Below are 25,953 nucleotides of genomic sequence, written 5' to 3' on the forward strand. Positions count from 1 at the left end.
CCGCTCCGCCGTGCCCCTGTCGTCGCGTCCACGTACCCGCCGTCCGCCGTCGTATGGGTGGTTCACACCCTGTCAACGCGGCGGCGGCCGATCGGGCTTGCCGGGCCGTCGGCGGGGGTGCGGCCCCTCGAACAGACGTAGCGCCCCGGACCGGCCCCCGGACCCCGGACCCCGGACCCCGGGCCGAACCCCGGCCCCCGCCCCCGGGCCCCGGGCCGAACCCCGGCCTCCACCCCCGGGCCCCGGGCCGAACCCCGGCCCCCGCCCCGGGCCGAACCCCGGCCCCCGCCCCGGCACCGGCCCGGCCCGGCCCCGGGACCCCGCAGGGCGCCAACCGGCACCGGCCCGGCCCCGGGGACCCCGCGGGGCGCCCGGCCCCGACAAGCCGGAGGCCCCGGGTCCGTACGCCGTACGGTCCCGGGGCCTGCCGCCCGCGTCGCTCGTGCCCGCTAGCTACCCGCTACTTCTCCGACACCGGCTTGCGCAGCGCGATGTTCAGCTCCCGCAGACGGGACTCGGCCAGCTCGGTGGGCGCGCCCATCATCAGGTCCTGCGCGTTGCCGTTGAGCGGGAACGCGATGGTCTCGCGGATGTTCGGCTCGTCGGCCAGCAGCATGACGATGCGGTCGACGCCCGGGGCGATGCCGCCGTGCGGCGGGGCGCCGAAGCGGAACGCGCGGAGCATGCCCGCGAACTCCTGCTCGACGGTGTCGCGGTCGTACCCGGCGATCTCGAACGCCTTGATCATGATCTCGGGCTCGTGGTTCCGGATGGCACCCGAGGACAGCTCGACGCCGTTGCAGACGATGTCGTACTGCCACGCGAGGATGTCGAGCGGGTCCTTCTCCTCCAGGTCCTTCATGCCGCCCTGGGGCATCGAGAAGGGGTTGTGCGAGAAGTCGATCTTCCCGGTCTCCTCGTCCTTCTCGTACATCGGGAAGTCGACGATCCAGCAGAAGCGGAAGACGTTCTCCTCGAAGTGGCCGGCGCGCTTGGCGGCCTCGACGCGGACCGCGCCCATGATCTTGGAGACCTCGTCGACGTCGCCGGCGCCGAAGAAGACGGCGTGGCCGGGCTTGAGGCCCAGGCGGTCGGTGAGCGTCCTGACGTCGTCCTCGGTGAGGAACTTGGCGATGGGGCCGGTCAGCGCCATGTCCGCGCCGACGCGGATCCAGGCCAGGCCCTTCGCGCCGTGCTCGACGGCGAAGTCGCCCAGCGAGTCGAAGAACTTGCGCGGCTGGTCCTGGACGTCCGGGACGGGCAGGGCCCGCACGTGCTTGCCGGCGAACGCCTTGAAGGCGGAGTCCGCGAAGACGTCCGTGATGTCGACGAGCTCCAGCCGGGCGCGCAGGTCGGGCTTGTCGGAGCCGTACTTCGTCATCGCCTCGCGGAACGGGATCCGCGGGAACGGCGAGGTGACGTGGCGGCCGCCGCCGAACTCCTCGAACAGCTCCGTCATGAGCTTCTCGATCGGCTGGAAGACGTCCTCCTGCTCGACGAAGGACATCTCGACGTCGAGCTGGTAGAACTCGCCCGGCGAGCGGTCGGCGCGGGCGTCCTCGTCGCGGAAGCAGGGCGCGATCTGGAAGTACCGGTCGAAGCCGGAGACCATCAGCAGCTGCTTGAACTGCTGGGGCGCCTGCGGCAGCGCGTAGAACTTGCCCGGGTTCAGGCGGGACGGGACGACGAAGTCGCGGGCGCCCTCGGGGGAGGTCGCGGTGAGGATCGGCGTGGCCATCTCGTTGAAGCCGAGGGCGACCATCTTGTGGCGGATCGCGGAGATCACGGCCGTGCGCAGCATGATGTTGCGGTGCATGCGCTCGCGGCGCAGGTCGAGGAAGCGGTACTCCAGGCGCCGCTCCTCGTTGACGCCGTCGTCCGTGTTGATCGTGAACGGCAGCGGGCCGGCGGCGCCGAGCACCTCGACGTCGACGACCTCGACCTCGACCTCGCCGGTGGGCAGGTCGGCGTTGACGTTCTCGGTGCCGCGGGAGACGACGCGGCCGTCGACGCGGACCACGGACTCCTTCGTCTGCTTGTCGAGCGCCTCGTACGCGGCGGTGCCGGGCCGGGCGACGAGCTGCGTGATGCCGTAGTGGTCGCGCAGATCGATGAAGAGGATGCCGCCCAGGTCGCGCCGATTGTGCAGCCAGCCGCTCAGCCGGACGTCGGTGCCGACGTCAGAGGCGCGGAGCTGGCCGCAGGTGTGGGACCTGTACCGATGCATCGTCGTTCATCCAGTCTTGGGTGGGTGGGTTGGGCTCGACCCGTCAAGGTTACCGTCCGGCCCCCGGCCGGTTTCCGGCATCGGCGAGCCGCAGCTCACACCCCCCGCACGGTGGCGTCCGAGTGGTGCATCTTCTTAAAGTGGGGCAATGCGCACCGAGGACGTCCTGGCCGCGATCCTGACCGGTCTGTGGCGTTGGGACAACGCGACCGGGATCGTCTCGCTGGACGCCGAGGCGGCCCGGCTGGTGGGGCTGCCGGCCGAGCCGGTCGAGCTGACGGAGGGCGCGATCCGCTCCCGGTTCCACCCGGTCGACTGGAACGAGATCGACGGGATCGTCAGCCTGGCGGTGGCCGAGGGAACCCTCGCGGAGGCCCGGCTGCGCGTCATGGACGGGCGCGGCCGGGTGATCCGTACGCTGCGCAGCCGCTCGAAGCCGCTGGTGGACGGGCGGCGCTTCGAGCTGGTGGGCACGCTCCAGGAGGTGGCCGAGCCGCAGCCGGGGACGGCGGCGCGGACCCCGGTGACGGGTGACTGGCGGCGCTCGCGTGAGGCGTTCCTGCTGGACGCGGGGCGGGCGCTGGCCGAGGCCCGGTCGACGGCGGAGGTGCTGCGGGTGGCGGCGTCGCTGTCGATGCCCGGGTTCTCGCCGGACGGCCTCGCGGTGTTCGGCGTGGCCGGCGACCGGTTGACGATCATCGGCCACCACGGGCACAGCGTGGGCGACGAGGGCCCCTTCGCGGAGATGCCCCTGGACACGGACTACCCGGCGGCGGACGTGGTGCGCACCGGGCGGGCGATCTACCTGGCGACGCCGCAGGAGTACAAGGAGCGCTACCCGGCGGCGTGGCCGCTGGCGCAGCGGTTCGGGCGGGAGTCGTGGGCGTTCCTGCCGCTGATCGTGGCGGGCCGGACGATGGGCGCGTGGATGGCGGCGTTCAAGTACCGGGTCGGGTTCACGCCGGACGAGCGGTCGGTGCTGTCGACGGTGGCCCGCATGCTGGCGCAGGCGCTGGCCAGGGCCGAGGTGGCGGAGTCGGAGCGGGAGCTGTCGCTGGGCCTCCAGCGGACGATGATGCCGGTGCTGGGTCCGGCGGTGCCGGGCATGGAGGTGGCCGCGCGGTACGTGCCGACGGGCGGCGGGCTCCAGGTGGGCGGCGACTGGTACGACATGATCCAGCTGCCGGGCGGCCGGGCCGCGTTCGTCATCGGCGACGTGCAGGGCCACGACGTGCGGGCGGCGGGGCTGATGGGCCAGCTGCGGATCGCGCTGCGCGCGTACGCGGCGGAGGGCCACCGGCCGGACGCGGTGCTGTCGCGGGCGTCGCGGTTCCTGTACGGGATCACGGCGGGCGGCAACGGCGACGGGAGCGGCGCCGACGGGGGCGACCTCGACGGGGCGCGGTTCGCGACGTGCCTGTACCTGGAGGTGGACCCGGCGACGGGCACCCTCGACATCGCCCGCGCGGGCCATCCCGAGCCGGCGGTCCTCATGGCCGACGGGACGGTGATGATCCGGTCGGCGGAGGGCGGTCTGCCGCTGGGCATCGTCCCGGACACCGACTACCCGACGACCCGGCTCACCCTGGAGCCGGGCGACACGCTGCTGCTCTGCACGGACGGCCTGCTGGAGACGGGCGGGCACGACATGGAGACGGGCTGGCTGCGGGTCCGCAAGCTGCTGGAGGAGTACGACCCGGCCACCGAGGACCTGGAGGTGCTGGCGGACTCGCTGGTGCACGCGGTGCACGGGCCCGGCTCGCACCACACGACGGGCCCGCTCGCCGACCGCCGCGAGGACGACATCGCGGTGCTGCTGCTGTCGCGGGCGGCGGCCGGACCGGCCGGTCGGCAGGCGCCGCCGCGGCGGACGGTCCTCACGGTCGCGCAGGCCGAGCCGGAGCGGATCGCGGGCGTCCGGCGGCAGCTGCGGGAACTGCTCCACGACTGGGCCGACGAGGACCAGGTGGACTCGGCGGTGCTGATGGTGTCGGAGATGGTCACCAACGTCCTCGTGCACACCGACGGGGACGCGCTGCTGGTGGCGGAGGCCACCGGCGAGCAGGGGGCGCGGCGGCTGCGGGTGGAGGTGGCGGACGCCAGTGACGAGCTGCCGCACCGGCGCCGGCCGGGCGAGATGGCCTCGTCGGGGCGCGGGGTGCTGCTGATGGAGATGCTGGCGCACGCGTGGGGCGTGGACCCGCGCGGCGACGGCAAGTCGATCTGGTTCGAGCTGTACGAGGCCGGCGCCCCGGTGGCGGGGTGAGCCGCCCCCCGCCGGGGCCGGTGGACCCGCCCGCCGGCTGAGCGGACCCCGCACCGACCGCCCCGGCCGGAGCTTCGGCCGCCGGGCGGCCGGGACCCCGCGTCCCGGCCCGCGCCACCGCTGCGGCTGCGGCTGCGGCTGCGGCTGCGGCTGCGGCTGCGGCCACCGCACGGCCGGGCACCCCGCGTCCCGGCCCGCGCCACCGCCACGGCTACCGCACGGTCGGGCACCCCGCGTCCCGGCCCGCGCTACGGCCACGACTACCGCAAGATGCCCGGCCTGCTGCCGCCGCTCACCCCGCCCGAGTCGCTGGAGGTGACCGCCGTCCACGTCGGGCACCCCTCCGCCAAGTTCTCCCGGCCTGCGCTGCGGCTACGGCTACGGCTACGGCTACGGCTACGGCTACGGCTACGGCTACCGGATGGTCGCGGCCCCGCGTCCCGGCCGGGGCAGCCGTCCCGGACCGCCGCCGCCCGCCCCGCGCACGCGCACGCCGCCCCGCCCGGCGCGCCGCCCCACACCCCCATGCGCCCGCCCCACGCCTGAGGCCGCCCCACGTGCCCGTGGGCCCCGCCTGAGGCGGGGCCCACGGGGGGTGACACGGTCGCGGGCCGGGTCCGGGCGGTCCGGGCCGGGTCAGGCGGGCAGGCCCTCGCCCATGCCGTGGACGGCGGGGACGCGGCCGAGCTTGCCGGCCTGGAAGTCCTCGAACGCCTGCATCAGCTCGTCGCGGGTGTTCATGACGAACGGCCCGTAGTGCGCCATGGGCTCCCGGATGGGGCGCCCGCCGAGGAGCACGACCTCCAGGTCCGGCGTGTGGCCGTCCTGCTTGTCGTCGGCGCGCACGGTGAGCGACCCGCCGTCGCCGAAGACGGCGGTCTGCCCGCTGCGGACGGGCCGCCGCTCGGCGCCGACGGTGCCGCGCCCGGCGAGGACGTAGGCGAGGCCGTTGAAGTCCTCCCGCCAGGGGAGGGTGACCTCGGAGCCCGGCCGCAGCGTGGCGTGGACCATGGTGATCGGGGTGTGCGTGATGCCGGGCCCCTCGTGCCCGTCCAGCGCGCCGGCGATGACGCGCAGCAGCGCGCCGCCGTCGGAGGAGGTGAGGAGCTTGACGGAGCCGCCGCGGATGTCCTGGTAGCGGGGGTCCTTCATCTTGTCCTTGGCGGGGAGGTTCACCCACAGCTGGAGGCCGTGGAAGAGCCCGCCCGACATGACGAGCTGCTCCGGCGGGGCCTCGATGTGCAGGAGCCCGGACCCGGCGGTCATCCACTGGGTGTCGCCGTTGGTGATGGTGCCGCCGCCGCCGTTGGAGTCCTGGTGGACGAAGGTGCCGTCGATCAGGTAGGTGACCGTCTCGAAGCCGCGGTGCGGGTGCCAGGGGGTGCCCTTGGGCTCGCCGGGCGCGTACTCCACCTCGCCCATCTGGTCCATCATGATGAACGGGTCGAGGTGGCGGTAGTTGATCCCGGCGAACGCGCGGCGGACCGGGAAGCCCTCGCCCTCGAAGCCGCTGGGCGCGGTGGTCACGGTGAGCACCTTGCGGGCTGCGGCGCCGGTCGGCGCGGTGACGCGGGGCAGGGCGAGTGGGTTCTCGACGGTGACGGCGGGCATTGCGGACCTCCGGGTGTCGGCGGGGCGGCGTACGCCCACTTTAGTTGAAGCTTGAACTTCTTGCCAGGGGAACCCCGCACCGGGTCCCCTCATTCCCGCCCCACGAAGCCCCTCCGCCTCCGCGGTCGGCTTGATCCCTCCCGTCCCGCCCCCTCGACGGGCGCCCGGGGGGAGCCGGCGGTCAGCGGGGCGCGGCCACCGCTTCCTCCACCGCCGACACCAGTTCCGCGTCCCACGTCAGCAGCGCCAGCTCGGCCTCGCGCGGGGTGCCGTCCGCGCCGGTCGCCGTGCAGGTGAGGACCGTTCCGCCGCGCCCGCCGCCGATCGCCGCGCCGGTCGGGCCGGACAGGGCCAGGCCCCGCGCACCGGCGGCGTCCAGGCTCGCGCCCGTACGGCTCAGCGTGAGCCGGGCGGGGTGGGTCGAACGCCCGCCGGGGCGGACGCGGTACCGGCACCGCAGGGTGACCGGTTCGCCGCGCCGGTATGCGGCGACCCGGCGGGCCGCGCGGACCCGGTCCAGGCTCCTGCCGCCCACCCACAGCACCAGGTCCATCAGGGCGTGCAGGACGAATTCCAGCACCAGCATGCGTACGGGCTCCTCGATCGTGACGGGTGGGGCAAGGGGCGGGTCAGCGGCTCTGCAGGGCATCCAGCCCGGCGGCCATGCAGAGGGCGAGCACCGGGTCGAGCGCGGGGTCCTGGATCCGCACCGCGTACCGGTCGCGCAGGCCCCACATCCGCTCGACGGACAGCACGGGCTCACCGTCGCGGACGAAGTCGAAGTGGTACACGAAGGGGATCGGCGGCACCGGCACGACCGGCACGACCGCGTCCACGACCTCCCACGCGCGCCGGGCCAGCGCCACGCCGAGGCCGCGCTCGCGCCCGACGGCGGCGGGATCCCCGCCCTGGGCCAGCTGCCAGGTGGAGCGCAGCAGCGATGCCTTGGCGTCCTTGCGGAACCAGCCGACCGGCTCCCCGGCCGCGCCGGTAACGTCGTACACCGCGTCGAAGTCGATCACCTTGCGGGCCTTGAACCCGCCCAGCACACGCGACCGGTCCTCTCCGGACCAGAAGGTCAGCTCCTCCTTCAGCGCGAACCGCTTCTGCTCGGCGAACGCCAGGACGTCACCGCCGTCCCGCCCCGTGACGACGTACCGGTTCACCAGCGGGGTGACCTTCTGCGTCATCAGGAATTCGCTCAGCTGCTCCACAGGGGAACAGTAGGCAGGTCCCGGGGCCCGATCCCTACTCCTCAGGGGGGATAGCCGCCCCGCCGACCGGGGGGGACGGCGTCACCCGCGAGGCAACCGGTACGCGTCCGGCACACGGAGGAGAAGACGTGTACCGGACGCGCGGCCCCGGTGCCGGCCGCCTCGGATCAGTTGGTGGTGACCTTGTAGGTGCTGTCGCCGCTGGCGAAGACCGGCGAACCGAAGGCGAACGTCGCCTTCAGGTCGGTGCCCACCGACAGCCCGGCGTCGAGCTTCACCGACGCCCACACCTGCGCCTGCTCACCGGGGGCCAGGTTCAGGTCGACCTTGTCGCAGGTCAGCGTCGTCTTGTCGGCGGAGCGGGTGCAGTCGGCGGTGTGCGTGGCACCGTTCGCCCACCAGCCGATCCGCGACGACGAGATCTTCGTGCCCGGCCCGGCCGTGACCGTGACCCGCTCGGTGCCGATCGTCGTCTTCCCGGTGTTCCGGATCTTCACCGCCGGGGTCGCGAAGCCACCCGCGACCACCTTCGCACCCGCCCCGGCGGAGGTGACCGTCGCGGTGTGGGCGGGCGGCAGGACATGGGTGACGCGCCACAGCGTGCCCGTCGCACGGTCGGCGATCAGCGCCGCACCCGAGGGGTCGAAGTCGAGCGAGTGGGGCTTGCCCAGGCCGGTCACCAGCGTCTCCGGTGTGACCGGGGCGGGCTTCGAGGGGTCGATGCGGTTGAGGCTGCCGCCGTTGTCGTCGTTGACGTAGTGGATGCGCCCGGCCGAATCCGTTCGCAGAGTGAAGTTGGCCGCCACGTTCCCGGCGATCCTGGTCTTGCGGCCGGTCTCCAGTGAGACGCGGTACAGCACCTGGCTGTTCGTCTCCATCACGTAGGCGTTGCCCCTGCCGTCCAGCACGACCGAGGACAGGCCGTGGTCGGCGACGAAGATCTCCGTGGCCCTCCCACTGGCCAGGTCGACCTCGTACAGGGCCTTGGAGGACGTCTGCGTGACGACGTAAGCCTTGCCCTTGCCGTCCAGGTCCAGGGCGATGGGGTGCGGGAGGGAGGCGACCTCGGTCTTGCGACCCGTCTCCAGGTCCACCCGCCACAGCTTGCCCGCGCCCCACGCGACCGTGTAGGCGGTCTTGTCATCGGCCAGCCTGATGGCGCTGCCGACAGCCGTCGCGATCGGGTCCTTCTCCCGCACCCCCGTCCGCGTGTTCACGCGGAACAGGGCGTCCTTCGCCTCGTCGATGACGTACAGCCACTCTCCCGTGCTGCTCAGCGCCGCCCCTCGCGGCGAGCCCAGCTCCGTGGAGACCCGGCGGCAGGCCGCCGACGGACACGACAGCGGCGGATCCACCTCGGCGACCACCGGCGACGCCGGGGCGAGACCCGGGGCGGCGGCCGGGGCGGCCGATGCCGTGGCGCCCGCCGCCCCGGCCAGCGCCGCGCCGAGCAGCACCACCGCAACGGCGCGCCCACCCCGGCGGCGGCCGAGGGAACCGTGTGACGCGGCGGACAGTATGGGTGTGCGCAGGTACATGGCGTACTCCTCGTCCCGAGCCCAGCGGCGGCGGACCGATTCCGCCTGACCCCGCAAAGGACCCGTACGCGGAAGACATGCGTCCCCATGCCGTGCGCCAAGCGCCTGACCGGCCCACCTGCTCCACCCTGGCCAACACACCGGCCACCACCCGGACGCGGAGCATCCGCACCGGTCAGTGCCGGGTGCGGTCTGTCAGCCAGCGAGGCGAAGCCCCCCGGGGTGTGACTAGCCGTACATGCGGCGCATCGCGAAGTCGACCATCTCCTCGACCGCCTTCGCGTCGAAGACGATCCGGTGGTCGCCCTCCATGTCCAGGACGAAGCCGTACCCGGTCGGCAGCAGGTCCAGCACCTCTGCGCCGGTGATCACGAAGTACTTGGACTCCTTGCCGGCGTACCGGCGCAGCTGCTTCAGCGACGTGAACATCGGGATGACCGGCTGCTGCGTGTTGTGCAGCGCCAGGAAGCCCGGGTTGTCGCCGCGCGGGCAGTAGACCTTCGACGTGGCGAAGATCTGCTGGAAGTCCTCGGCGGAGAGCGACCCGGTGGTGAACGCCCGCACGGCGTCGGCGAGCGAGGGCGGCGACGGCTCCGGGTACAGCGGCGGCTGCTGCGCGTACCCCTGCTGGGGCGGCGCGTACTGCTGCTGGGCACCCTGGTTCTGCTCGTAGCCGTACATGCACGCAAGGGTACTGAGTGCCCGCCGCGCCCGTGACGCGTCCCCGGGCTTCCTCGCGGGCCCTCAGCCGTGCACCAGGCTCGCGACGATCAGCGCGGCGGTGGGCGCCGCGGTCGCCGCCGCCGCCACCGGCCAGTACACGCGGCCGCGCACCCCGGCCCGACGCCGCACGGGCCTGTTCACGAGCCACCAGCCCAGCCCGAACAGCACCAGGACCGGCGTCGCGACGATGAACCACGGCAGCATGCCGTCGTTCTCGGTGGGCTCCGCCTGCGTCCACCCGAGCCCGGCCAGCGGCCAGTTCGACGCCCAGTACCAGACCAGCCAGACCGGTACGACCCCCGGAACGCCGAGGACCAGGTTCACTCCCGCACCCACCGCCAGCCACTTGCGCATCCGCGCAGTCTCCCAGGGTGGTCGGGGGTGTCGGCTGCGGGGCCTAGGGTCTCGGTCATGAGTACGCACATGTGGGCGGGCGTTCGCGAGCGGGTCACGGCACTGGCGGAAACGCCCGGCGTGGAGGCGGTGTTCGGCTTCCCCCGGGGCGGTGCACCGCTGGAGCGGCCGTTGACGCCGGGGGAGTTGGCGGAGCTTGAGCGGTACGCGGGCGTGCGGCTGCCGGAGGAGTACCGCGGCTTCCTCCTGCACGTCGGCGCGGGCGGCGCCGGCCCCGCGTACGGCGTGTACCCGGTGCGCCGGGGCCCGGACGGTACGTGGGCCTGGCACGGCGACGGCGCGGACATGACGCTGCCGACGCGGCTCGCCGAGCCGTTCCCGGTGGACCGGGTCGACCCCGCCGTCCTCGACACGCTGCTGGACGAGCAGCCGGACGAGGAGGAGTACGACGACGAGGACGAGTTCGACGCGGCGAACGACGCGTGGGAGGACCGCATGGGCGACGTCCTGTGGACGGACGAGATCACCGTCGGCGCGGTCTGCCTCTCCACCACGGGCTGCGCCCAGCGGCAGTGGCTCGTCGTCTCCGGGCCCGAGCGCGGCGCCATGTGGGACGACCCGCGCTGCGACGACGCCGACCTGGAGCCGATGGGCGTCACCTTCGGCGAGTGGTACCTGGAGTGGCTCGCGGAGGCCGAGCGGAAGGCGGACGTGGCGGCGGAGCCGGTCAGCCCCTGAACGCCCCGCCCTTCAGTCCCCGCACGAACGGCACCCACGCGCGGGCGCTGACCACGAGGACGTCCCCGTCCGGCACCTTGGAGTCACGCACGGGGACGACCCCGGGGAGGTCGTCGGCGACTTCTAGGCAGTTGCCGCCGTCCCCGTTGCTGTAGGTGCTCTTCCGCCACGAGGCGGCACCGGGGAAGTCACCGGCCACTTCGACGCAGTTGCCGCCGGAGGTGTTGCTGTAAGTGCTCTTGCGCCACGAGGCAGCTCCCAGGAAGCCCTCGGCCACTTCGACGCAGTTCCCGCCCGATCCATTGCTGTAGCTGCTCTTCCGCCATGCGGCGGCATTCAAGTCAACGCGGTTGCTTGCCATGTCGGTAGTCCTCAGCCGCTGATTCGATCAAGGCGAGGGACGCCTCTGGCGGAAGCGCGGCGGCCCTCAGCAGATCGTACGACTTCCGATACGCCGTCACGAGGGCCGGTTCGTCGATGGTGTGCCCTGTGTGCAGCGACTCGGTGTAGACGAGGGGCGGGGCGTCGGCAAAGGTCATGATCAGGGCTGTGCCCAACATAAAAGGGTGCGCCCCGGCGCTCCACGGGAGTACCTGTGGAAAGATCCGCCGCCGCCGTACGAGGCCCGCGACGTGGGCCAGCTGGTCGGCCATGGCTTCCGGCGGCAGCACCGGCTGCTGTAACAGCGACTCGTGGAGGACCACCCAGTACGTGGGCTTCCTATGGTCGTCCTCGAAGAGGGAGGCTCGCGCCAGTCGCGCCTGGACTTTGGCGTCCGTCTCGTCGTCGGCCTCCAGCGGGTGGGTGGCGCGGACGACCGCGCGGGCATACGCACCGGTCTGAAGCAGGCCAGGGAAGACGTTGGGGCACCACTCCTCGATCGACAAAGCGTGCTTTTCCGCCTCCAACACCCGCTCGAAGTACTCGGCGTGGCCGGATCGGCGGGCTCGCCGTACGTCCTCGCAGCAGCGCTCGAAGTACCCGTCCGTCTCCAGGACGCGGTCGACGTGGCGGGCCAGGTCGACCGGCATGCGGCGCTGGCCGCGTTCGATCTCGCTCAGGTACGTCGCGCCGTAGAAGCTGCCGTCCACGGTCTGCTCCAGCGTGCGGCCCGCGCGCTCGCGCTGGAAGCGCAGCTCCTTGCCGTAGAAGCACGGGACGCTCGCCGAGCCGTCGATGTCCTTCCGTTGCCCTCGCGCCATCCGGGTTCACCTTTCGCAGGTCGTGCCGTGGTGGGACAGCCCCTTCCAACGGTAGGGGCGATCACGCCACTCTGTGACCGGTTCGTCACAACGCGCACAGAAAGGACCGCGCCACCCATGGGCATCGACCTGGACGCCGACAAGGAGGCCCGCAGCCTCGTGAACGAGCTGCGGATCCTCCTCGGGTCGCACGACATCAAGCTGCCGTCGCTCGGACGGGACTACGGGGACCCGCCGCTGATCACGCTCGGCAACTGCAACCTGGCCACCGCGCGGGCGCTGGTCACGGTGCTGCGACGGGTCTAGGCGCGAAGCTCGTCACAGTTCGGGCGGCAGGGGTTGCCCTTATTACCCACGGGTAGCATCATCGTAGCTACCAACTGGTAGCTGCACGAGGAACCTGCCTCCCGATCCCTTACGGAGCCGTCGCCATGGGGCACTACAAGTCGAATCTCCGCGACATCGAGTTCAACCTCTTCGAGGTGCTCGGGCGCGACAAGGTGTACGGCACCGGTCCGTTCGAGGAGATGGACGTCGAGACCGCCAAGAGCGTCCTCGACGAGCTCTGCCGCCTCGCGGAGAACGAGTTCGCCGAGTCCTTCACCGACGCCGACCGCAACCCGCCGGTCTTCGACCCGGAGACGAACACCGCGCCGATCCCGGCGTCGTTCAAGAAGTCCTACAAGGCGTTCATGGACTCCGAGTACTGGCGCCTGGGCCTGCCGGAGGAGATCGGCGGCACCACCTCGCCGCGGTCGCTCATCTGGGCGTACGCGGAGCTGATCCTCGGCTCGAACCCGGCCGTGTGGATGTACTCCTCCGGCCCCGCCTTCGCGGGCATCCTCTTCGAGGAGGGCAACGAGGCGCAGAAGAAGGTCGCCGAGATCGCCGTCGAGAAGCAGTGGGGCTCGACCATGGTGCTCACCGAGCCGGACGCCGGCTCGGACGTCGGCGCCGGCCGCACCAAGGCCGTGCAGCAGGAGGACGGCTCCTGGCACATCGAGGGCGTGAAGCGCTTCATCACGTCCGGTGAGCACGACATGTCGGAGAACATCCTCCACTACGTCCTCGCCCGCCCCGAGGGTGCCGGTCCGGGCACCAAGGGCCTGTCGCTGTTCCTCGTCCCGAAGTACCACTTCGACTGGGAGACCGGCGAGCTGGGCGAGCGCAACGGCGTCTACGCCACGAACGTCGAGCACAAGATGGGCCTCAAGGCGTCCAACACGTGCGAGATGACCTTCGGCGACAAGCACCCCGCCAAGGGCTGGCTCATCGGTGACAAGCACGACGGCATCCGCCAGATGTTCCGCATCATCGAGTTCGCCCGGATGATGGTCGGCACGAAGGCCATCGCCACCCTGTCCACGGGCTACCTGAACGCGCTGGAGTACGCCAAGGAGCGCGTGCAGGGCCCCGACCTGGCGAACTTCATGGACAAGACCGCGCCCAAGGTCACCATCACGCACCACCCCGACGTGCGCCGCTCGCTCATGACGCAGAAGGCGTACGCGGAGGGCATGCGCGCCCTCGTCATGTACACCGCCGCGGTCCAGGACGAGATCCAGGTCAAGGAGGCGGCCGGCGAGGACGCCAAGGCGCTGATCGGCCTGAACGACCTGCTCCTGCCGATCGTGAAGGGCTACGGCTCCGAGCGCTCCTACGAGCAGCTCGCCCAGTCGCTCCAGACCTTCGGCGGCTCCGGGTACCTCCAGGAGTACCCGATCGAGCAGTACATCCGCGACGCCAAGATCGACACCCTCTACGAGGGCACCACGGCGATCCAGGGCCAGGACTTCTTCTTCCGGAAGATCGTCCGCGACCAGGGCGCCTCCCTGAACGCCCTCTCCGAGGAGATCAAGAAGTTCCTCGCGGTCGGCACCGGCGGCGAGGAGCTGGCCGGCGCCCGCGAGGCGCTCGCCAAGGCGGCCGTCGACCTGGAGGCGATCGTCGGCACGATGCTGACCGACCTCACCGCCACGGGCGAGGACGTCAAGAACATCTACAAGGTCGGCCTCAACACCACGCGCCTGCTGATGGCCTCCGGTGACGTCGTCGTCGGCTACCTCCTGCTGCGCGGCGCGGCCGTGGCGGCGGAGAAGCTGGAGACGGCCTCCGCCAAGGACCGGGCCTTCTACCAGGGCAAGATCGCGGCGGCGAAGTTCTTCGCGGCCAACGTCCTGCCGGGCGTCGCCACCGAGCGCCTCATCGCCGAGGGCGTCGACAACTCCCTCATGGAGCTGGACGAGGCGGCCTTCTGAGCCTCCCTTCCCGCGCGGCCTGACGGCCCGCTCCCCCGGACGGTCCGGTCCGGGGGAGCGGGCCGTCCGCCGTTCCGGCCCCGCCCCCACCCCGGAGCGCGGCCCGTCCGAGCCGCGGTCCGCGCGCGCCCCAGCCCGCCCGGCCCCGGCCCTCGCGCCTCAGCCCGCCTGCGCCCGCGCCGGGCACACGTCGAAGTGGCTCACCCGGCACGTGTCCGACGGGACGGCGCCCCGCAGATGCACCGCCGTGCCGTCCCCCGCTATGTACCAGCGCCGCCCCCGCGGCACCCCCGCCACCGGCCGCGCGCCCGGCTCCATCGCCACCCACCGGTCGCCCGTCGTCCGGTGCCAGCGCGCCCGGCCCCCGCAGTACCGGCATGTCATCACCGGGCCCGTGCGCGGCGGCGGCACCCGCGGCAGCCCCCCGGACGCCCGCAGCGCCGCCGCCGTCACCGGCAGGACCTCCCCCAGCCGCACCGGGTCCCGGTCGGGCGAACCCGTCCCCGCCCTCGTGCAGTCCGGGCACAGCGGCATCAGCAGGGCCGCGCTCCACTGCCCGCCTGGAGCCCCGCACGCCGCGCAGGCGGGCCCGGCCGTCGGCGTGGCGGCCGCTGTCCTCTCCGTCTCCACCAGTGCACCTCCGGTCACGCGTCGGTCGACGGTGTATCGCCCTCGATGCTCCCAGTCACCACTGACAACGCCCCGCCGCGAACCCCTGCGCCCGCCCCCGCGCCCGCCCGTATGGTGTGGGCATGAGCAGCTCTCCCACCCGGTTCGACCGCGGCCACACCGACGACCTGATGACGTTCCTCACGGCCAGCCCCTCGCCGTACCACGCCGTGGCGACCGCCGCCGAGCGCCTGGAGAAGGCCGGCTTCCGGCAGGTCGAGGAGACCGCCGCGTGGGACGGCACCACCGGCGGCCGGTACGTCGTCCGCGGCGGCGCGATCATCGCGTGGTACGTGCCGGAGGGCGCCGCCCCCCACACCCCCTTCCGCGTCGTCGGCGCGCACACCGACTCCCCCAACCTCCGCGTCAAGCCCCGCCCCGACAGCGGCGCGCACGGCTGGCGCCAGGTCGCCGTCGAGATCTACGGCGGCCCCCTGCTGAACTCCTGGCTCGACCGCGACCTCGGCATCGCCGGCCGCCTCAGCCTCCGCGACGGCACCCACCGGCTGGTGAACGTCGACCGGCCCCTGCTGCGCGTCCCGCAGCTCGCCATCCACCTCGACCGGGGCGCCAACGACGGCCTCAAGCTGGACCGCCAGCGCCACATGCAGCCCATCTGGGGCCTCGGCGACGACGTCCGCGAAGGCGACCTCATCCGCTTCCTCGCCGACGGCGCCGGCCTCGACGCCGAGGACGTCACCGGCTGGGACCTCATGGTCCACTCCGTCGAGCCGCCCGCCTACCTCGGCCGCGACCGCGAACTGCTCGCCGCCCCCCGCCTGGACAACCTGCTCTCCGTCCACGCCGGCGCCGCCGCGCTCGCCGCCGTCGCCACCGCCGGTACCGAACCCGCGCACATCCCCGTCCTCGCCGCCTTCGACCACGAGGAGAACGGCTCCGAGTCCGACACCGGCGCCCACGGCCCCCTCCTCGGCACCGTGCTGGAACGATCCGTCCACGCCCGCGGCGGCACCTACGAGGACCGCGCCCGCGCCTTCGCCGGCACCGTCTGCCTCTCCTCCGACGTCGGCCACGCCGTCCACCCCAACTACGCCGAACGGCACGACCCCACGCACCACCCCCGCCCCAACGGCGGCCCCATCCTCAAGGTGAACGTCAACCAGCGCTACGCCACCGACGGCAGCGGCCGCGCGGTCTTCGCCGCGGCGTGCGAGGAGGCCGACGTGCCCTGGCAGACCTTCGTCTCCAACAACGACCTGCCCTGCGGCACCACCATCGGCCCCATCACCGCCGCCCGGCACGGCATCCGCACCGTCGACATCGGCGTCGCCTGCCTCTCCATGCACAGCGCCCGCGAGCTCTGCGGCGCCGACGACCCGTACCTCCTCGCCAACGCCCTCGTCGCCTTCCTCAAGTGACCTCACCGGCCGAGGCGTTGCGGCGCCCGCAGCGGGTACCCGTGAGGTCTCGGCACCAAGGAGAGGAACGAGGAGGCACATCATGGGCCTGGGCGGCTGCCTACTGCTCATCGCGGGAGGCGCGATCCTCACGTTCGCGACCGACTGGGAAGCCAGCGGCTTCAACCTGGACGTGGCAGGACTCATCATGATGGCGGTCGGCCTCATCGGCGTCGCCGTCTACAGCAGCGTGCTGCGACGGCGCAGGGCGGTGGTACCGCCGGTCGCGCCGACCGTCGTCGAGACCACCGACCCCTACGGCCACGACGGCCGCGGACTCTGAGCGCCGACCGCACGACGACGCCCACCACGCCCCCGGCGCCCACGCGGAAACATCCGCGAAAGGACCCCGGTGACACCGTGTGGGCATGGTTCTGCCGGAACACCGAACGGCCCCCGTACGCCATCGGGGGCCGTCCCGAGGGAAGTTGCTCGCCGCCGGCGCGGCCGGACTGGCCACCCTGCTCGTCCTCGCCGGCGCGGGCATCTCCACGTACCACGAACGCCCGCCCTTCGGCGACGACATCGCCTACGAGTCGGGGTACGTCCAGGGGCTGCGCACCCGCCACCGCGACCTGACCGGGGAACGCGTGCGCGACCTGCTCCACGGCGGCTGCGCCCGCCTGCTACGCGACGGCCTGGCCGGCGAGAAGGCCGCCCTCGCACCCGACCGGTGGATCGCCGGCTGCCTCGACGGCGCCGCCGGGCGCCCCTCCGGCCACCAGGGACTCCTCGGCGGCTGACGAGGCGCCGGCCGCGCGGCCGACAACCGCGCGCGAGCCGGCCACGCGGCCGACGCCCTCCGCGAACCGGCCCCGGAGCCGCACCCCTCCGCGAAGCCGGCCCCGACGTACGCCGCCCGCTACGCGTCCAGGCCCGCCAGGATCAGCGGCAGACGGCTCGCGCCGCCCTCCACCACCTTCACCGGCACACCCCAGTCCTGCTGGTGCACATGGCACGCCGGGTACTCGTTCGCCGGGTCGTCGTCACACGACGCCGCCATCGCCGACACGTGCAGCACGCCCTCCGGCACCGACGGGTCGAGCTCGAGCTCCCGGAACAGGTCCGTGCCCGTCCCCGCGCCCGCCGCCAGCAGCTCCGGCGGCGTCGCCGACACCAGCAGCCGCGTCGACGGGCCGTACCGCTCGTCCAGCTTCTGCCCCGCCGGCGCGCGGAACACCACGTCCAGCCGGAGCGACCCGGGCGCCACCTCCGTCGCCTCGCGCCGCGTGCGGTGCGCGACCGCGTCCACCCGCACCGCCTCCTCCGGCAGCCGCAGCCGCGTCAACCGGTGCCGCGCCGACTCCACCACCACCACGTCCCCGCCGACCAGGACCGCGTCACTCGGCTCCCGCAGGTCCGTCGCCAACGTGCTGACCTCACCGCTCGCCGGGTCGAAGCGGCGCAGCGCGTGGTTGTACGTGTCGCACACCGCCACCGAGCCGTCCGGCAGCGCCGTCACCCCCAGCGGGTGCTGGAGCAGCGCCTGCCCCGCGTCCCCGTCGCGGTGGCCGAAGTCGAACAGCCCCGTCCCCACCGCCGTGTGCACCGCGCCGTCCGCGTCGACCCACCGCAGCGCGCTCGTCTCCGAGTCCGCCACCCACAGCCGGTCCTCCGTCGCGGCCAGCCCCGAGGGCTGCGCGAACCACGCCTCGCCCGCCGGACCGTCCACCAGTCCCTCGTTCGTCGTACCCGCGACGGCCTCCACCGTGCCCGCCTCCGGGTCGTACGCCCACAGCTGGTGCACGCCCGCCATCGCGATCCACACGCGCCCCCGCCACCACGCCACGTCCCACGGCGACGACAGCGCCACCTCACGCGCCGCCCCCGACGTCGGCCGGCCCTGCATCCACTGCGCGCCCGTCCCGGCCAGCGTGGACACCTCACCGGTCACCGGGTCCAGCGCCCGCAGCGCGTGGTTCACCGTGTCGGCGACGACCACCCGCCCGTCGGGCAGCAGGCACATCCCCTGCGGCTCGCTGAACCGCGCCGTCCCCGCGCCGCCGTCGACGAGCCCGCGCTCACCGTCGCCGTACCGCCGCACCACCGTCTCCCCGTCGGCGGCCAGCTCGACCAGCCGGTGCCGGGTCGTGTCGGAGACCAGGAGGTTGCCCGACTCCAGGAGCAGCGCCTTCCCGGGGAAGCGCAGGTGCGTGGCGACCGGCTCGGGCGCCACGTACGGGCCGTCCCCGCGCCGCAGGGTCCCCTTCGCCCCGTGCTCCGCCTCCAACTCGGCCACCAGCGCCTCCAGCGCCCGCGCGTGCCCCTCGCCGGCGTGCTGCGCGACCACGTACCCCTCGGGGTCGATCACCACCAGCGTCGGCCAGGCCCGCACGGCGTACTGCTTCCACGTCGCGAGCTCCGGGTCGTCCAGCACCGGGTGCTCCACCCCGTACCGCTCGACGGCGTCGACGACGGCCTGGTGCTCGGCCTCGTGCACGAACTTCGGCGAGTGCACCCCGACGATCACCACGGTGTCGCGATGCTTCTCCTCCAGCTCCCGCAGCTCGTCGAGGACGTGCAGGCAGTTGATGCAGCAGAACGTCCAAAAATCCAGAATCGCGATCTTGCCGCGCAGGTCGGCGAGGGTGAGTGCGGTTCCTCCCGTGTTGAGCCAGCCGCCCTTGCCGATCAGCTCGGGGGCGCGGACACGGGCACGGCGGGGCGCGGGGGCGGGCGCCGGGGCAGCATCGTTCATCCTTCAAGCTTGCCATCCGGGCGGGAGCGGCCCGCCACGGCCGTCCCGCCCCTCACGCCCCGGTGGTCACAGGGGCTTCAGCCGGGTGCGCAGCAGGCAGAACTCGTTGCCCTCCGGGTCGGCCAGGACGTACCAGCTCTCCGCGCCGCTCTGGCCGACGTCCGCGGGGCGCGCGCCGAGGGCGAGCAGGCGCTCCAGCTCGGCGTCCTGGTCGCGGTCGGTGGCGTTGACGTCGAAGTGCAGCCGCAGCTTGCGCGGCCGGGGGTCGCCGGTCGGGCCGAAGACGAGGACCGGCTGCGGGCCGCCGAAGCCGGTGTCCGGGGGGCCGATCGCGACGCTGCCGTCCGCCTCCCGCTCCAGTTCGACGTAGCCGAGGACGTCGCTCCAGAAGGCGGCCAGCCGGTCGGGGTCGGCGGCGTCGAGGACGAGTTCGCTGATGCGGCACGCCACGGCCGTCACCGTCCCTCTCGGCGGGCGGCGGGCGCCGGGGGGAGGGGCAGGCCGAGGACGCGGTCCTTCAGGGCCGGGAACTGGTCGCGGGTCGCGGGGACGCGCGCCGGGTCCACCTCCGCGACGAGGACCTCCTCGCCGCGGCCCGCCTCCGCGAGGACCTCGCCCCACGGGTCGACCACCACGCTGTGGCCGGCCTGCTCCACGCCCGCGTGCGTGCCCGCCGTGCCGCAGGCCAGGACGTACGCCTGGTTCTCCACCGCCCGCGCGCGGGCCAGCAGGGACCAGTGCTCGCGGCGGCACTCGGGCCAGCCGGCCGGCACGACGAACGCGTGGGCGCCGGCGTCCACCAGGTTCCGGAACAGCTCGGGGAAGCGCAGGTCGTAACAGGTCGCCAGGCCGAACGGCAGCTTGGGGCAGGGCGCGACGGCCGGTTCGTCGCCGGCGGACATCAGCACCGCCTCGCCCTGGTCGAAGCCGAACCGGTGGATCTTGCGGTACGTCCGCACCAGCGTGCCGTCCGGGGAGAAGACGAGGGAGGTGTTGTACAGGCCCTCGGGGGCGCGTTCCACGATGGAGCCGGCGTGCAGCCAGACCCGCGCCCCGGCCGCCGCCTCCGCCATCGCCTCGCGGGTCGGCCCGTCCAGCGTCTCGGCCTCCGCCGCGAACGACTCGTACGCGAAGGCGCCGACCGTCCACAGCTCCGGCAGGACCACGAGGTCCGACGCCGACTCCTCGCGGACGAGCGCCGCCGCGCGGCGCCTTCGGGCGTCGACCGTTTCGTCCGGGTTGACCGCGATCTGGATCAGAGAGGCGCGCACACTACCACCGTCCTGGGCGTTGAGGCCGTCAATACGGGCCTACGATCGTCACACGAAAGCACTGCCGAGGGGCAGGCGGGGAGCGTACTGTTTCCTCCCGGGGGAACGCCCCCGGGCCCGGCCCCCCGGCAGACACACAGCACCCAGCCCGCGTACCAAGCCGCACGAGGGGTCCCGTGACCGTCCATCCCAGCCTCCAGACCTACGCCGACGCCTGGACCCACTCCGTCGAGGCGATAGCCGAGTTGGTGCAGTCGCTCGTCGAGGGCGAGTGGAACCGCGCCACCCCGTGCCCCGGCTGGTCGGTCCGGGACATCGTCTCCCACGTGATCGGCCTGGAGTGCGAGATGCTGGGCGACCCGCGGCCGATTCACTCCCTGCCGCGCGATCTGTACCACGTGCGCAGTGACTTCGCCCGCTACATGGAGATGCAGGTCGATGTGCGCCGGCACCACACGGCGCCGGAGATGACGGCGGAGCTGGAGTACGTCCTGATCCGCCGGGCGCGAATGCTGCGCAACGAGAGCCGCTCCCCCGACACGCTCGTGCGGGCCCCGCTGGGCGCGGAGCAGAGCCTCGAAGTCGCCTACCGGATGCGGGCGTTCGACACCTGGGTGCACGAGCAGGACCTGCGCGTGGCGCTGGACCGGCCGGGCAACCTCGACTCGCCGGGCGCGTACGTGGTGCGGGACAGCCTCCTCGCCGTGCTGCCGAAGGTCGTCGCGAAGGACGCCGGGGCGCCGCCGAACACCGCGGTCGTCTTCGACGTCAGCGGCCCGGTGGAGTTCCTGCGCACGGTGCGGGTCGACGCGGAGGGCCGCGGCACGGTGGACGGCGCGCCGTCGCTGGGGCCGGCCGTCACGCTGGCGACGGACTGGGAGACGTATGTGCGCCTCGCCTGCGGGCGGGTGCGGCCGGCCGCCGTGCGGGACCGGTTGAAGGTCGAGGGCGACGAGGAGCTGGCCGCCGCGATCCTCGCGAACTTCGCCGTCACGCCCTGACCGGGGCGGTGGCGGCGCCGGCCGGCGCTCGGCGGCGGCGGTGACGGTGCCTGACGGCGGCGGGCGCCGGCCTCACACCGGGACGTGCACCGCCTCGACGCGGCTCGCCACGAGCCGTTCGCGTTCGCGGCGGGCGGTGCGGGCGCGCAGGCGCAGTATCCGGGTGGTGCCCAGCGCCTGGAGGACGAAGACCGAGGAGAACGCCACCCGGTAGTCGCCGCCGGTGGCGTCCAGCAGGACGCCGACGGCGAACAGCGTCGTCATCGACGCGGTGAACCCGCCGATGTTGACGATGCCGGCGGCGGTGCCCTGGCGCTCCGGCGGGTTGGCGGGCCGGGCGAAGTCGAAGCCGATCATCGAGGCGGGACCGCACGCGCCGAGGACCAGGCAGAGGGTGACCAGGAGCCACATCGGCGCGTGGGCGCCAGGGTGGGCGAGGGTGGCCGCCCACACGAGGGCCGTGGCCCCTATGGTGCCGAGCGCCAGGGGGGCGCGGGCCCGGTGGTGGCGAGCGATGAGCTGGCCGTACACCAGGCTCACCACCATGTTGGAGAGCACCACCACGGTGAGCAGTTCGCCGGCCCGGCCCCGCGACAGGCCCTGCGCCTCGACGAGGAACGGCATCCCCCACAGCAGCAGGAAGACCATGGCGGGGAACTGCGTGGTGAAGTGCACCCACATCCCGAGCCGGGTGCCGGGCTCCCGCCAGGCGGTGGCGATCTGGTGCCGTACGTAGGCGGCTCCGCCGTGCGGGACGGGCTTCGGGGCGGCGCCCTCGGGGTGGTCCTTCAGGAAGAGCAGGACGAGGACCAGGACGACCGCGCCGGCCCCGGCGCTGCCGGCGAAGGTGGCCGTCCAGCCCAGCTCCCCCAGCAGGCGGGCGAGGACGATCGTCGACAGGAGGTTGCCGATGACGCCGAAGAGCCCCGCGACCTGCGCGATCATCGGGCCGCGGCGGGCGGGGAACCAGCGGCTGCCCAGGCGCAGCACGGCGATGAAGGTCATGGCGTCGCCGCAGCCGAGCAGCGCGCGGGCGGCGAGGGCCGTGCCGTACGAGGGGGAGAGCGCGAAGCCCAGCTGCCCCGCGGTGAACAGCACGATGCCCAGCGTCAACACCCGGCGGGTGCCGAGCCGGTCGACCATGAGGCCGACGGGTATCTGCATGCCGGCGTAGACGAGCAGCTGGAGGATGGAGAACGCGGACAGCGCCGAGGCGTTGACGTGGAAGCGGTCGGCGGCGTCCAGCCCGGCCACGCCGAGGGAGGTGCGGAAGACGACGGCGACCAGGTACACCAGGACGCCGACGCCCCAGACGAGGACGGCGCGGCGGCCGCCCGGCGGGTCGGGCGGGGGCGCGGCGGGCGGCGGCGGGACCGGGCGGGGCGAGGCGGGCGAACTCACCGGTCTTCACCCCGGACCAGCACCTTCACCCGGCTGACGTGGGCGTGCACGCACCGCGCGGCACGCTCGGCGTCGCCGTCGCGGAGGGCCGCCAGGATCTCGGCGTGCTCGGCGATGTTCTTCGCGATGCGGTCGGGGTGGGCCTCCATGACGGCGACGCCCATGCGCAGCTGCCGGTCGCGGAGCTGGTCGTAGAGCTTGGAGAGGATCTGGTTGCCGGCGTGGCGCACGATCTCGGCGTGGAAGCAGCGATCCGCGACGGCGACCGCGCGCAGGTCGCCGTCGTGCGCGTGGCGCCGCTGCTCGTCCAGCAGCTCCTCCAGCCGCCCCAGGAGCGGCGCGGGCAGCGGTACGGCCCTGCGGACGGCGAACTCCTCGACGAGGAGGCGCGTCTCGACGACGTCGGCGATCTCCTGGGCGGAGACGGCGAGGACGAGGGCGCCCTTCTTGGGGTAGAGCTTCAGCAGCCCTTCCATCTCCAGCTTCAGCAGGGCCTCGCGCACCGGGGTGCGGGAGACGCCGACGGCCTGGGCCAGCTCCCCTTCGGTGAGGAGCGTGCCGCCCTCGATGCGGCGGTCGAGGACCGCCTGCTTGACGTGGGCGTAGACGCGTTCGGCGGCGGGCGGCGAAGGGGGAGCGGGGGCGGCGGACGGCATGCGCACAGCTTAGATACAAGTACGTTGCACCAAAGGGCGTGTCCATGATGTGGACACGCCCGGCGTGCCCGGCTCACGCCCCGGCGGGGTACGGCCCGGCGGGGTACGGCCCCGGAGCGCGGACGGCCCCGGCCGGACGGCCGCAGGCCCCGGGCGCGTGGTGCGTCCGGGGCCTGCGGGCGGCGGGATGCCGGGGTGGGCGGCGGCGGTCCGGCGCGGGTGGCCGGGCCGCCGTCAGGCCGCCGTCACGCCCAGGTGATGAGGCGCTTCGGCTGCTCCAGTACCGCCGCGACGTCGGCCAGCACCTTCGAGCCGAGCTCGCCGTCGACCAGGCGGTGGTCGAAGGAGAGCGCCAGCGTGGTGACGTGGCGCGGCTTGACCTTGCCCTTGTGGACCCACGGCTGGAGCTTGATCGCGCCGACGGCGAGGATCGCCGACTCGCCGGGGTTGAGGATCGGCGTGCCGGTGTCGACGCCGAAGACGCCGACGTTGGTGATCGTCACCGTGCCGCCCTGCATGGCCGCCGGCGTGGTCCGGCCCTCGCGGGCCGTGGCGACCAGCTCGCCGAGCGCGGACGCCAGTTCGGGGAGGGTCTTGGCGTGCGCGTCCTTGATGTTCGGCACGATCAGACCGCGCGGGGTGGCGGCCGCGATGCCCAGGTTGACGTAGTGCTTGACCACGATCTCCTGGGCCGCCTCGTCCCAGAAGGCGTTGACCTCGGGGTTGCGGCGGATCGCGACCAGCAGGGCCCGGGCGACGAGCAGCAGCGGGTTGACCCGCAGCCCCGCCATGTCCCGGTCCGCCTTCAGCTCCTCGACGAGCCGCATGGTGCGGGTGACGTCGACCGTGACGAACTCGGTGACGTGCGGCGCGGTGAACGCCGACGCGACCATGGCCTGCGCCGTGGCCTTCCGCACGCCCTTGATCGGCACGCGGGTCTCCCGGGCGCCGGCCGCGACGGGCTCGGCCGCCGGGGCGGCCGCCGCGGGTCGGGGCTCCGCCGCGACGGGGGCGGCGGCCACCGCGGTGGCCTGCGGGGACACGGCGGCGGGCGGCTGCGCGGGGGCGGCCGCCTTGTGCACGTCCTCGCGGGTGACGATCCCGTCGGGGCCGGTCGGGACGACGGTCGCCAGGTCGACGCCGAGGTCCTTGGCCAGCTTCCGCACGGGCGGCTTGGCCAGCGGCTTGGCCTGCGGGACCGGCGCCACGGGCGCCGGCGCGTGGCCGTTCAGCTCGCCCTGCACCGCCGCCTGCGCGACGGGCGCCGCACCGGTGGCGGCGGCCTGCTTGCGCGGGCGCCGCTTGGTGGACGACGCGGCCACGCCGTAGCCGACGAGGACCGGCTGGCGGCCCTGCGGCTCGTCCTCCTCGGCGGCGGCCTGCGCCGGTGCGGGCGCGGCCGCGGCGGGCGCGGCCTGGGCCGGTGCCGGGACGGGGGCCTCCTGTGCGGCGGGCGCCTGCGGCGCCGCCCCACCGGGGGCCGTGTTCACGGAAATGATCACTTCGCCGACGTCGACGGTCGTCCCCTCGGCGAAGCGCAGCTCGTGCACCAGGCCGTCGAACGGGATCGGCAGCTCCACCGCCGCCTTCGCCGTCTCCACCTCGCACACGACCTGGCCGTCGGTGACGGTGTCGCCGGGCTGGACGTACCACTTGAGGATCTCGGCCTCGGTGAGACCCTCGCCGACGTCCGGCATCTTGAACTCGCGGATCACGGGGTGTCCTCCTCAGTACGCCAGCGCGCGGTCGACGGCGTCGAGCACCCGGTCCAGACCCGGCAGGTACTCCTCCTCCACCCGGGCCGGCGGGTACGGCGCGTGGTATCCGCCCACGCGCAGCACCGGGGCCTCCAGGTGGTAGAAGCACCGCTCGGTGATCCGGGCGGCGATCTCCGCGCCCGAACCGAAGAACACCGGCGCCTCGTGGACGACCACGAGCCGCCCCGTCCGCTCCACCGACGCCTGCACGGCGTCGAAGTCGAGCGGGGAGACCGAGCGCAGGTCGAGGACCTCCAGGGAGCGGCCCTCCTCGGCGGCGGCCGCGGCCGCCTCCAGGCAGACCTTCACCATCGGGCCGTACGCCGCGAGGGTCAGGTCCGTGCCGTCGCGCACGACGCGCGCCTTGTGCAGCTCGCCCGGGATGGCCTCGGTGTCGACCTCGCCCTTGTCCCAGTAGCGCCGCTTCGGCTCGAAGAAGATCACCGGGTCGTCGCTCTGGATGGCCTGCTGGAGCATCCAGTAGGCGTCCGAGGAGTTCGAAGGCGAGACCACCTTGAGGCCGGCGACGTGCGCGAAGAGCGCCTCGGGCGACTCGCTGTGGTGCTCGACCGCGCCGATGCCGCCGCCGTACGGGATGCGCACGACGACCGGCATCTTGACCTTGCCGAGGGCCCGCGCGTGCATCTTCGCCAGCTGCGTGACGATCTGGTCGTACGCGGGGAAGACGAACCCGTCGAACTGGATCTCCACGACGGGCCGGTAGCCGCGCAGGGCCAGGCCGATCGCCGTGCCGACGATGCCGGACTCGGCGAGCGGGGTGTCGATGACCCGCTCCTCGCCGAAGTCCTTCTGCAGCCCGTCGGTCACCCGGAACACGCCGCCGAGCTTGCCGACGTCCTCGCCCATGACGAGGACCTTGGGGTCGGTCTCCAGGGCCTTGCGGAGCGACTCGTTGAGCGCCTTCGCGAGGGGAAGCTTCTGCACCGCCAT

Annotated in this window: 25 protein-coding genes; 8 read left to right on the forward strand and 17 right to left on the reverse strand. The window is 73.4% G+C overall.

The window, feature by feature from the left end; translation table 11 throughout:
* Positions 1 to 460 precede the first annotated feature (460 nt).
* Positions 461 to 2,227, reverse strand: coding sequence for an aspartate--tRNA ligase (gene aspS, locus LPA54_RS10170; RefSeq protein WP_228976036.1), 1,767 nt, complete (start codon positions 2,225 to 2,227; stop codon positions 461 to 463).
* Between the two features lie 148 nt (positions 2,228 to 2,375).
* On the opposite strand from aspS, the gene LPA54_RS10175 reads away from it, so the two are divergent.
* Complete coding sequence (locus LPA54_RS10175) at positions 2,376 to 4,493, forward strand: SpoIIE family protein phosphatase (RefSeq protein ID WP_228976038.1); 2,118 nt, start codon at positions 2,376 to 2,378, stop codon at positions 4,491 to 4,493.
* A gap of 636 nt (positions 4,494 to 5,129) precedes the next feature.
* On the opposite strand, the gene LPA54_RS10180 is transcribed toward LPA54_RS10175, so the two are convergent.
* From LPA54_RS10180 to LPA54_RS10205, 6 genes are all read right to left on the reverse strand, one after another.
* Positions 5,130 to 6,104: a pirin family protein gene (locus LPA54_RS10180; protein ID WP_228976039.1), complete on the reverse strand. Its 975-nt coding sequence runs from the start codon at positions 6,102 to 6,104 to the stop codon at positions 5,130 to 5,132.
* A 181-nt stretch (positions 6,105 to 6,285) separates the two neighbouring features.
* Positions 6,286 to 6,690: a hypothetical protein gene (locus tag LPA54_RS10185; RefSeq protein ID WP_228976042.1), complete on the reverse strand. Its 405-nt coding sequence runs from the start codon at positions 6,688 to 6,690 to the stop codon at positions 6,286 to 6,288.
* Between the two features lie 43 nt (positions 6,691 to 6,733).
* Positions 6,734 to 7,318, reverse strand: coding sequence for a hypothetical protein (locus LPA54_RS10190; protein WP_228976044.1), 585 nt, complete (start codon positions 7,316 to 7,318; stop codon positions 6,734 to 6,736).
* Positions 7,319 to 7,485: 167 nt separating this feature from the next.
* Entirely contained in the window at positions 7,486 to 8,856 is a 1,371-nt protein-coding gene (locus LPA54_RS10195) for a hypothetical protein (protein ID WP_228976045.1), read from the reverse strand.
* Between the two features lie 228 nt (positions 8,857 to 9,084).
* Complete coding sequence (locus LPA54_RS10200; RefSeq protein WP_058944046.1) at positions 9,085 to 9,537, reverse strand: SseB family protein; 453 nt, start codon at positions 9,535 to 9,537, stop codon at positions 9,085 to 9,087.
* A gap of 63 nt (positions 9,538 to 9,600) precedes the next feature.
* On the reverse strand, positions 9,601 to 9,933 hold the full coding sequence (locus tag LPA54_RS10205; protein WP_228976046.1) for a hypothetical protein: 333 nt from the start codon (positions 9,931 to 9,933) through the stop codon (positions 9,601 to 9,603).
* 57 nt (positions 9,934 to 9,990) lie between these two features.
* On the opposite strand from LPA54_RS10205, the gene LPA54_RS10210 reads away from it, so the two are divergent.
* Positions 9,991 to 10,671, forward strand: coding sequence for an SMI1/KNR4 family protein (locus tag LPA54_RS10210; protein ID WP_228976049.1), 681 nt, complete (start codon positions 9,991 to 9,993; stop codon positions 10,669 to 10,671).
* Here the strand turns inward: LPA54_RS10210 and LPA54_RS10215 are convergent.
* Both LPA54_RS10215 and LPA54_RS10220 read right to left on the reverse strand, forming a co-directional pair.
* Positions 10,661 to 11,032 carry a DUF397 domain-containing protein gene (locus tag LPA54_RS10215; protein ID WP_228976051.1) on the reverse strand — a complete coding sequence of 124 codons (372 nt, stop codon included), beginning with the start codon at positions 11,030 to 11,032 and terminating at the stop codon, positions 10,661 to 10,663. The two genes, LPA54_RS10210 and LPA54_RS10215, sit on opposite strands and share 11 nt — an antisense overlap.
* Positions 11,013 to 11,873, reverse strand: a complete 861-nt coding sequence (locus tag LPA54_RS10220; RefSeq protein ID WP_228976053.1) for a helix-turn-helix transcriptional regulator — start codon at positions 11,871 to 11,873, stop codon at positions 11,013 to 11,015. Before LPA54_RS10220 ends, LPA54_RS10215 begins: the two co-directional genes overlap by 20 nt.
* Before the next feature lie 117 nt (positions 11,874 to 11,990).
* Here LPA54_RS10220 and LPA54_RS10225 point away from each other — a divergent pair, with 117 nt between their 5' ends.
* Positions 11,991 to 12,179: a hypothetical protein gene (locus LPA54_RS10225; RefSeq protein WP_228976056.1), complete on the forward strand. Its 189-nt coding sequence runs from the start codon at positions 11,991 to 11,993 to the stop codon at positions 12,177 to 12,179.
* Between the two features lie 125 nt (positions 12,180 to 12,304).
* Positions 12,305 to 14,131: an acyl-CoA dehydrogenase gene (locus tag LPA54_RS10230; protein WP_228976058.1), complete on the forward strand. Its 1,827-nt coding sequence runs from the start codon at positions 12,305 to 12,307 to the stop codon at positions 14,129 to 14,131.
* Between the two features lie 159 nt (positions 14,132 to 14,290).
* On the opposite strand, the gene LPA54_RS10235 is transcribed toward LPA54_RS10230, so the two are convergent.
* A complete protein-coding gene (locus LPA54_RS10235; protein WP_228976060.1) occupies positions 14,291 to 14,779 on the reverse strand; it encodes a DUF6083 domain-containing protein in 489 nt (162 codons plus the stop codon).
* 104 nt (positions 14,780 to 14,883) lie between these two features.
* Between LPA54_RS10235 and LPA54_RS10240 the strand changes: the two genes are divergently transcribed.
* From LPA54_RS10240 to LPA54_RS10250, 3 genes are all read left to right on the forward strand, one after another.
* Positions 14,884 to 16,179, forward strand: a complete 1,296-nt coding sequence (locus LPA54_RS10240) for a M18 family aminopeptidase (RefSeq protein ID WP_228976063.1) — start codon at positions 14,884 to 14,886, stop codon at positions 16,177 to 16,179.
* Positions 16,180 to 16,261: 82 nt separating this feature from the next.
* The gene (locus LPA54_RS10245) at positions 16,262 to 16,501 is read left to right on the forward strand and encodes a hypothetical protein (protein WP_228976064.1); all 240 of its coding nucleotides are present in this window, start codon (positions 16,262 to 16,264) and stop codon (positions 16,499 to 16,501) included.
* 85 nt (positions 16,502 to 16,586) lie between these two features.
* A complete protein-coding gene (locus LPA54_RS10250; protein WP_228976066.1) occupies positions 16,587 to 16,961 on the forward strand; it encodes a hypothetical protein in 375 nt (124 codons plus the stop codon).
* Positions 16,962 to 17,080: 119 nt separating this feature from the next.
* On the opposite strand, the gene LPA54_RS10255 is transcribed toward LPA54_RS10250, so the two are convergent.
* The 3 genes from LPA54_RS10255 to LPA54_RS10265 form a co-directional block, all read right to left on the reverse strand.
* Entirely contained in the window at positions 17,081 to 18,916 is a 1,836-nt protein-coding gene (locus tag LPA54_RS10255; protein WP_228976069.1) for an NHL domain-containing thioredoxin family protein, read from the reverse strand.
* 66 nt (positions 18,917 to 18,982) lie between these two features.
* On the reverse strand, positions 18,983 to 19,366 hold the full coding sequence (locus LPA54_RS10260) for a VOC family protein (RefSeq protein ID WP_228976071.1): 384 nt from the start codon (positions 19,364 to 19,366) through the stop codon (positions 18,983 to 18,985).
* A 5-nt stretch (positions 19,367 to 19,371) separates the two neighbouring features.
* Entirely contained in the window at positions 19,372 to 20,187 is an 816-nt protein-coding gene (locus LPA54_RS10265) for a carbon-nitrogen family hydrolase (protein WP_228976073.1), read from the reverse strand.
* A gap of 176 nt (positions 20,188 to 20,363) precedes the next feature.
* Between LPA54_RS10265 and LPA54_RS10270 the strand changes: the two genes are divergently transcribed.
* Positions 20,364 to 21,188 (forward strand): maleylpyruvate isomerase family mycothiol-dependent enzyme, encoded by an 825-nt coding sequence (locus tag LPA54_RS10270; RefSeq protein ID WP_228976076.1) that lies wholly within the window; start codon positions 20,364 to 20,366, stop codon positions 21,186 to 21,188.
* 72 nt (positions 21,189 to 21,260) lie between these two features.
* On the opposite strand, the gene LPA54_RS10275 is transcribed toward LPA54_RS10270, so the two are convergent.
* The 4 genes from LPA54_RS10275 to LPA54_RS10290 all read right to left on the reverse strand — a co-directional run bounded on the left by LPA54_RS10275 (position 21,261) and on the right by LPA54_RS10290 (position 25,953).
* Complete coding sequence (locus LPA54_RS10275) at positions 21,261 to 22,589, reverse strand: nitrate/nitrite transporter (protein ID WP_228976077.1); 1,329 nt, start codon at positions 22,587 to 22,589, stop codon at positions 21,261 to 21,263.
* Positions 22,586 to 23,245: a GntR family transcriptional regulator gene (locus tag LPA54_RS10280; RefSeq protein ID WP_228976080.1), complete on the reverse strand. Its 660-nt coding sequence runs from the start codon at positions 23,243 to 23,245 to the stop codon at positions 22,586 to 22,588. The genes LPA54_RS10275 and LPA54_RS10280 overlap by 4 nt, the downstream gene beginning before the upstream one ends.
* Positions 23,246 to 23,490: 245 nt before the next feature.
* Positions 23,491 to 24,942: a dihydrolipoamide acetyltransferase family protein gene (locus LPA54_RS10285; protein WP_228976353.1), complete on the reverse strand. Its 1,452-nt coding sequence runs from the start codon at positions 24,940 to 24,942 to the stop codon at positions 23,491 to 23,493.
* 30 nt (positions 24,943 to 24,972) lie between these two features.
* On the reverse strand, positions 24,973 to 25,953 hold the full coding sequence (locus tag LPA54_RS10290; RefSeq protein WP_228976081.1) for an alpha-ketoacid dehydrogenase subunit beta: 981 nt from the start codon (positions 25,951 to 25,953) through the stop codon (positions 24,973 to 24,975).

This window comes from Streptomyces sp. DH12 (assembly GCF_020873895.1).
Taxonomy (GTDB): domain Bacteria; phylum Actinomycetota; class Actinomycetes; order Streptomycetales; family Streptomycetaceae; genus Streptomyces.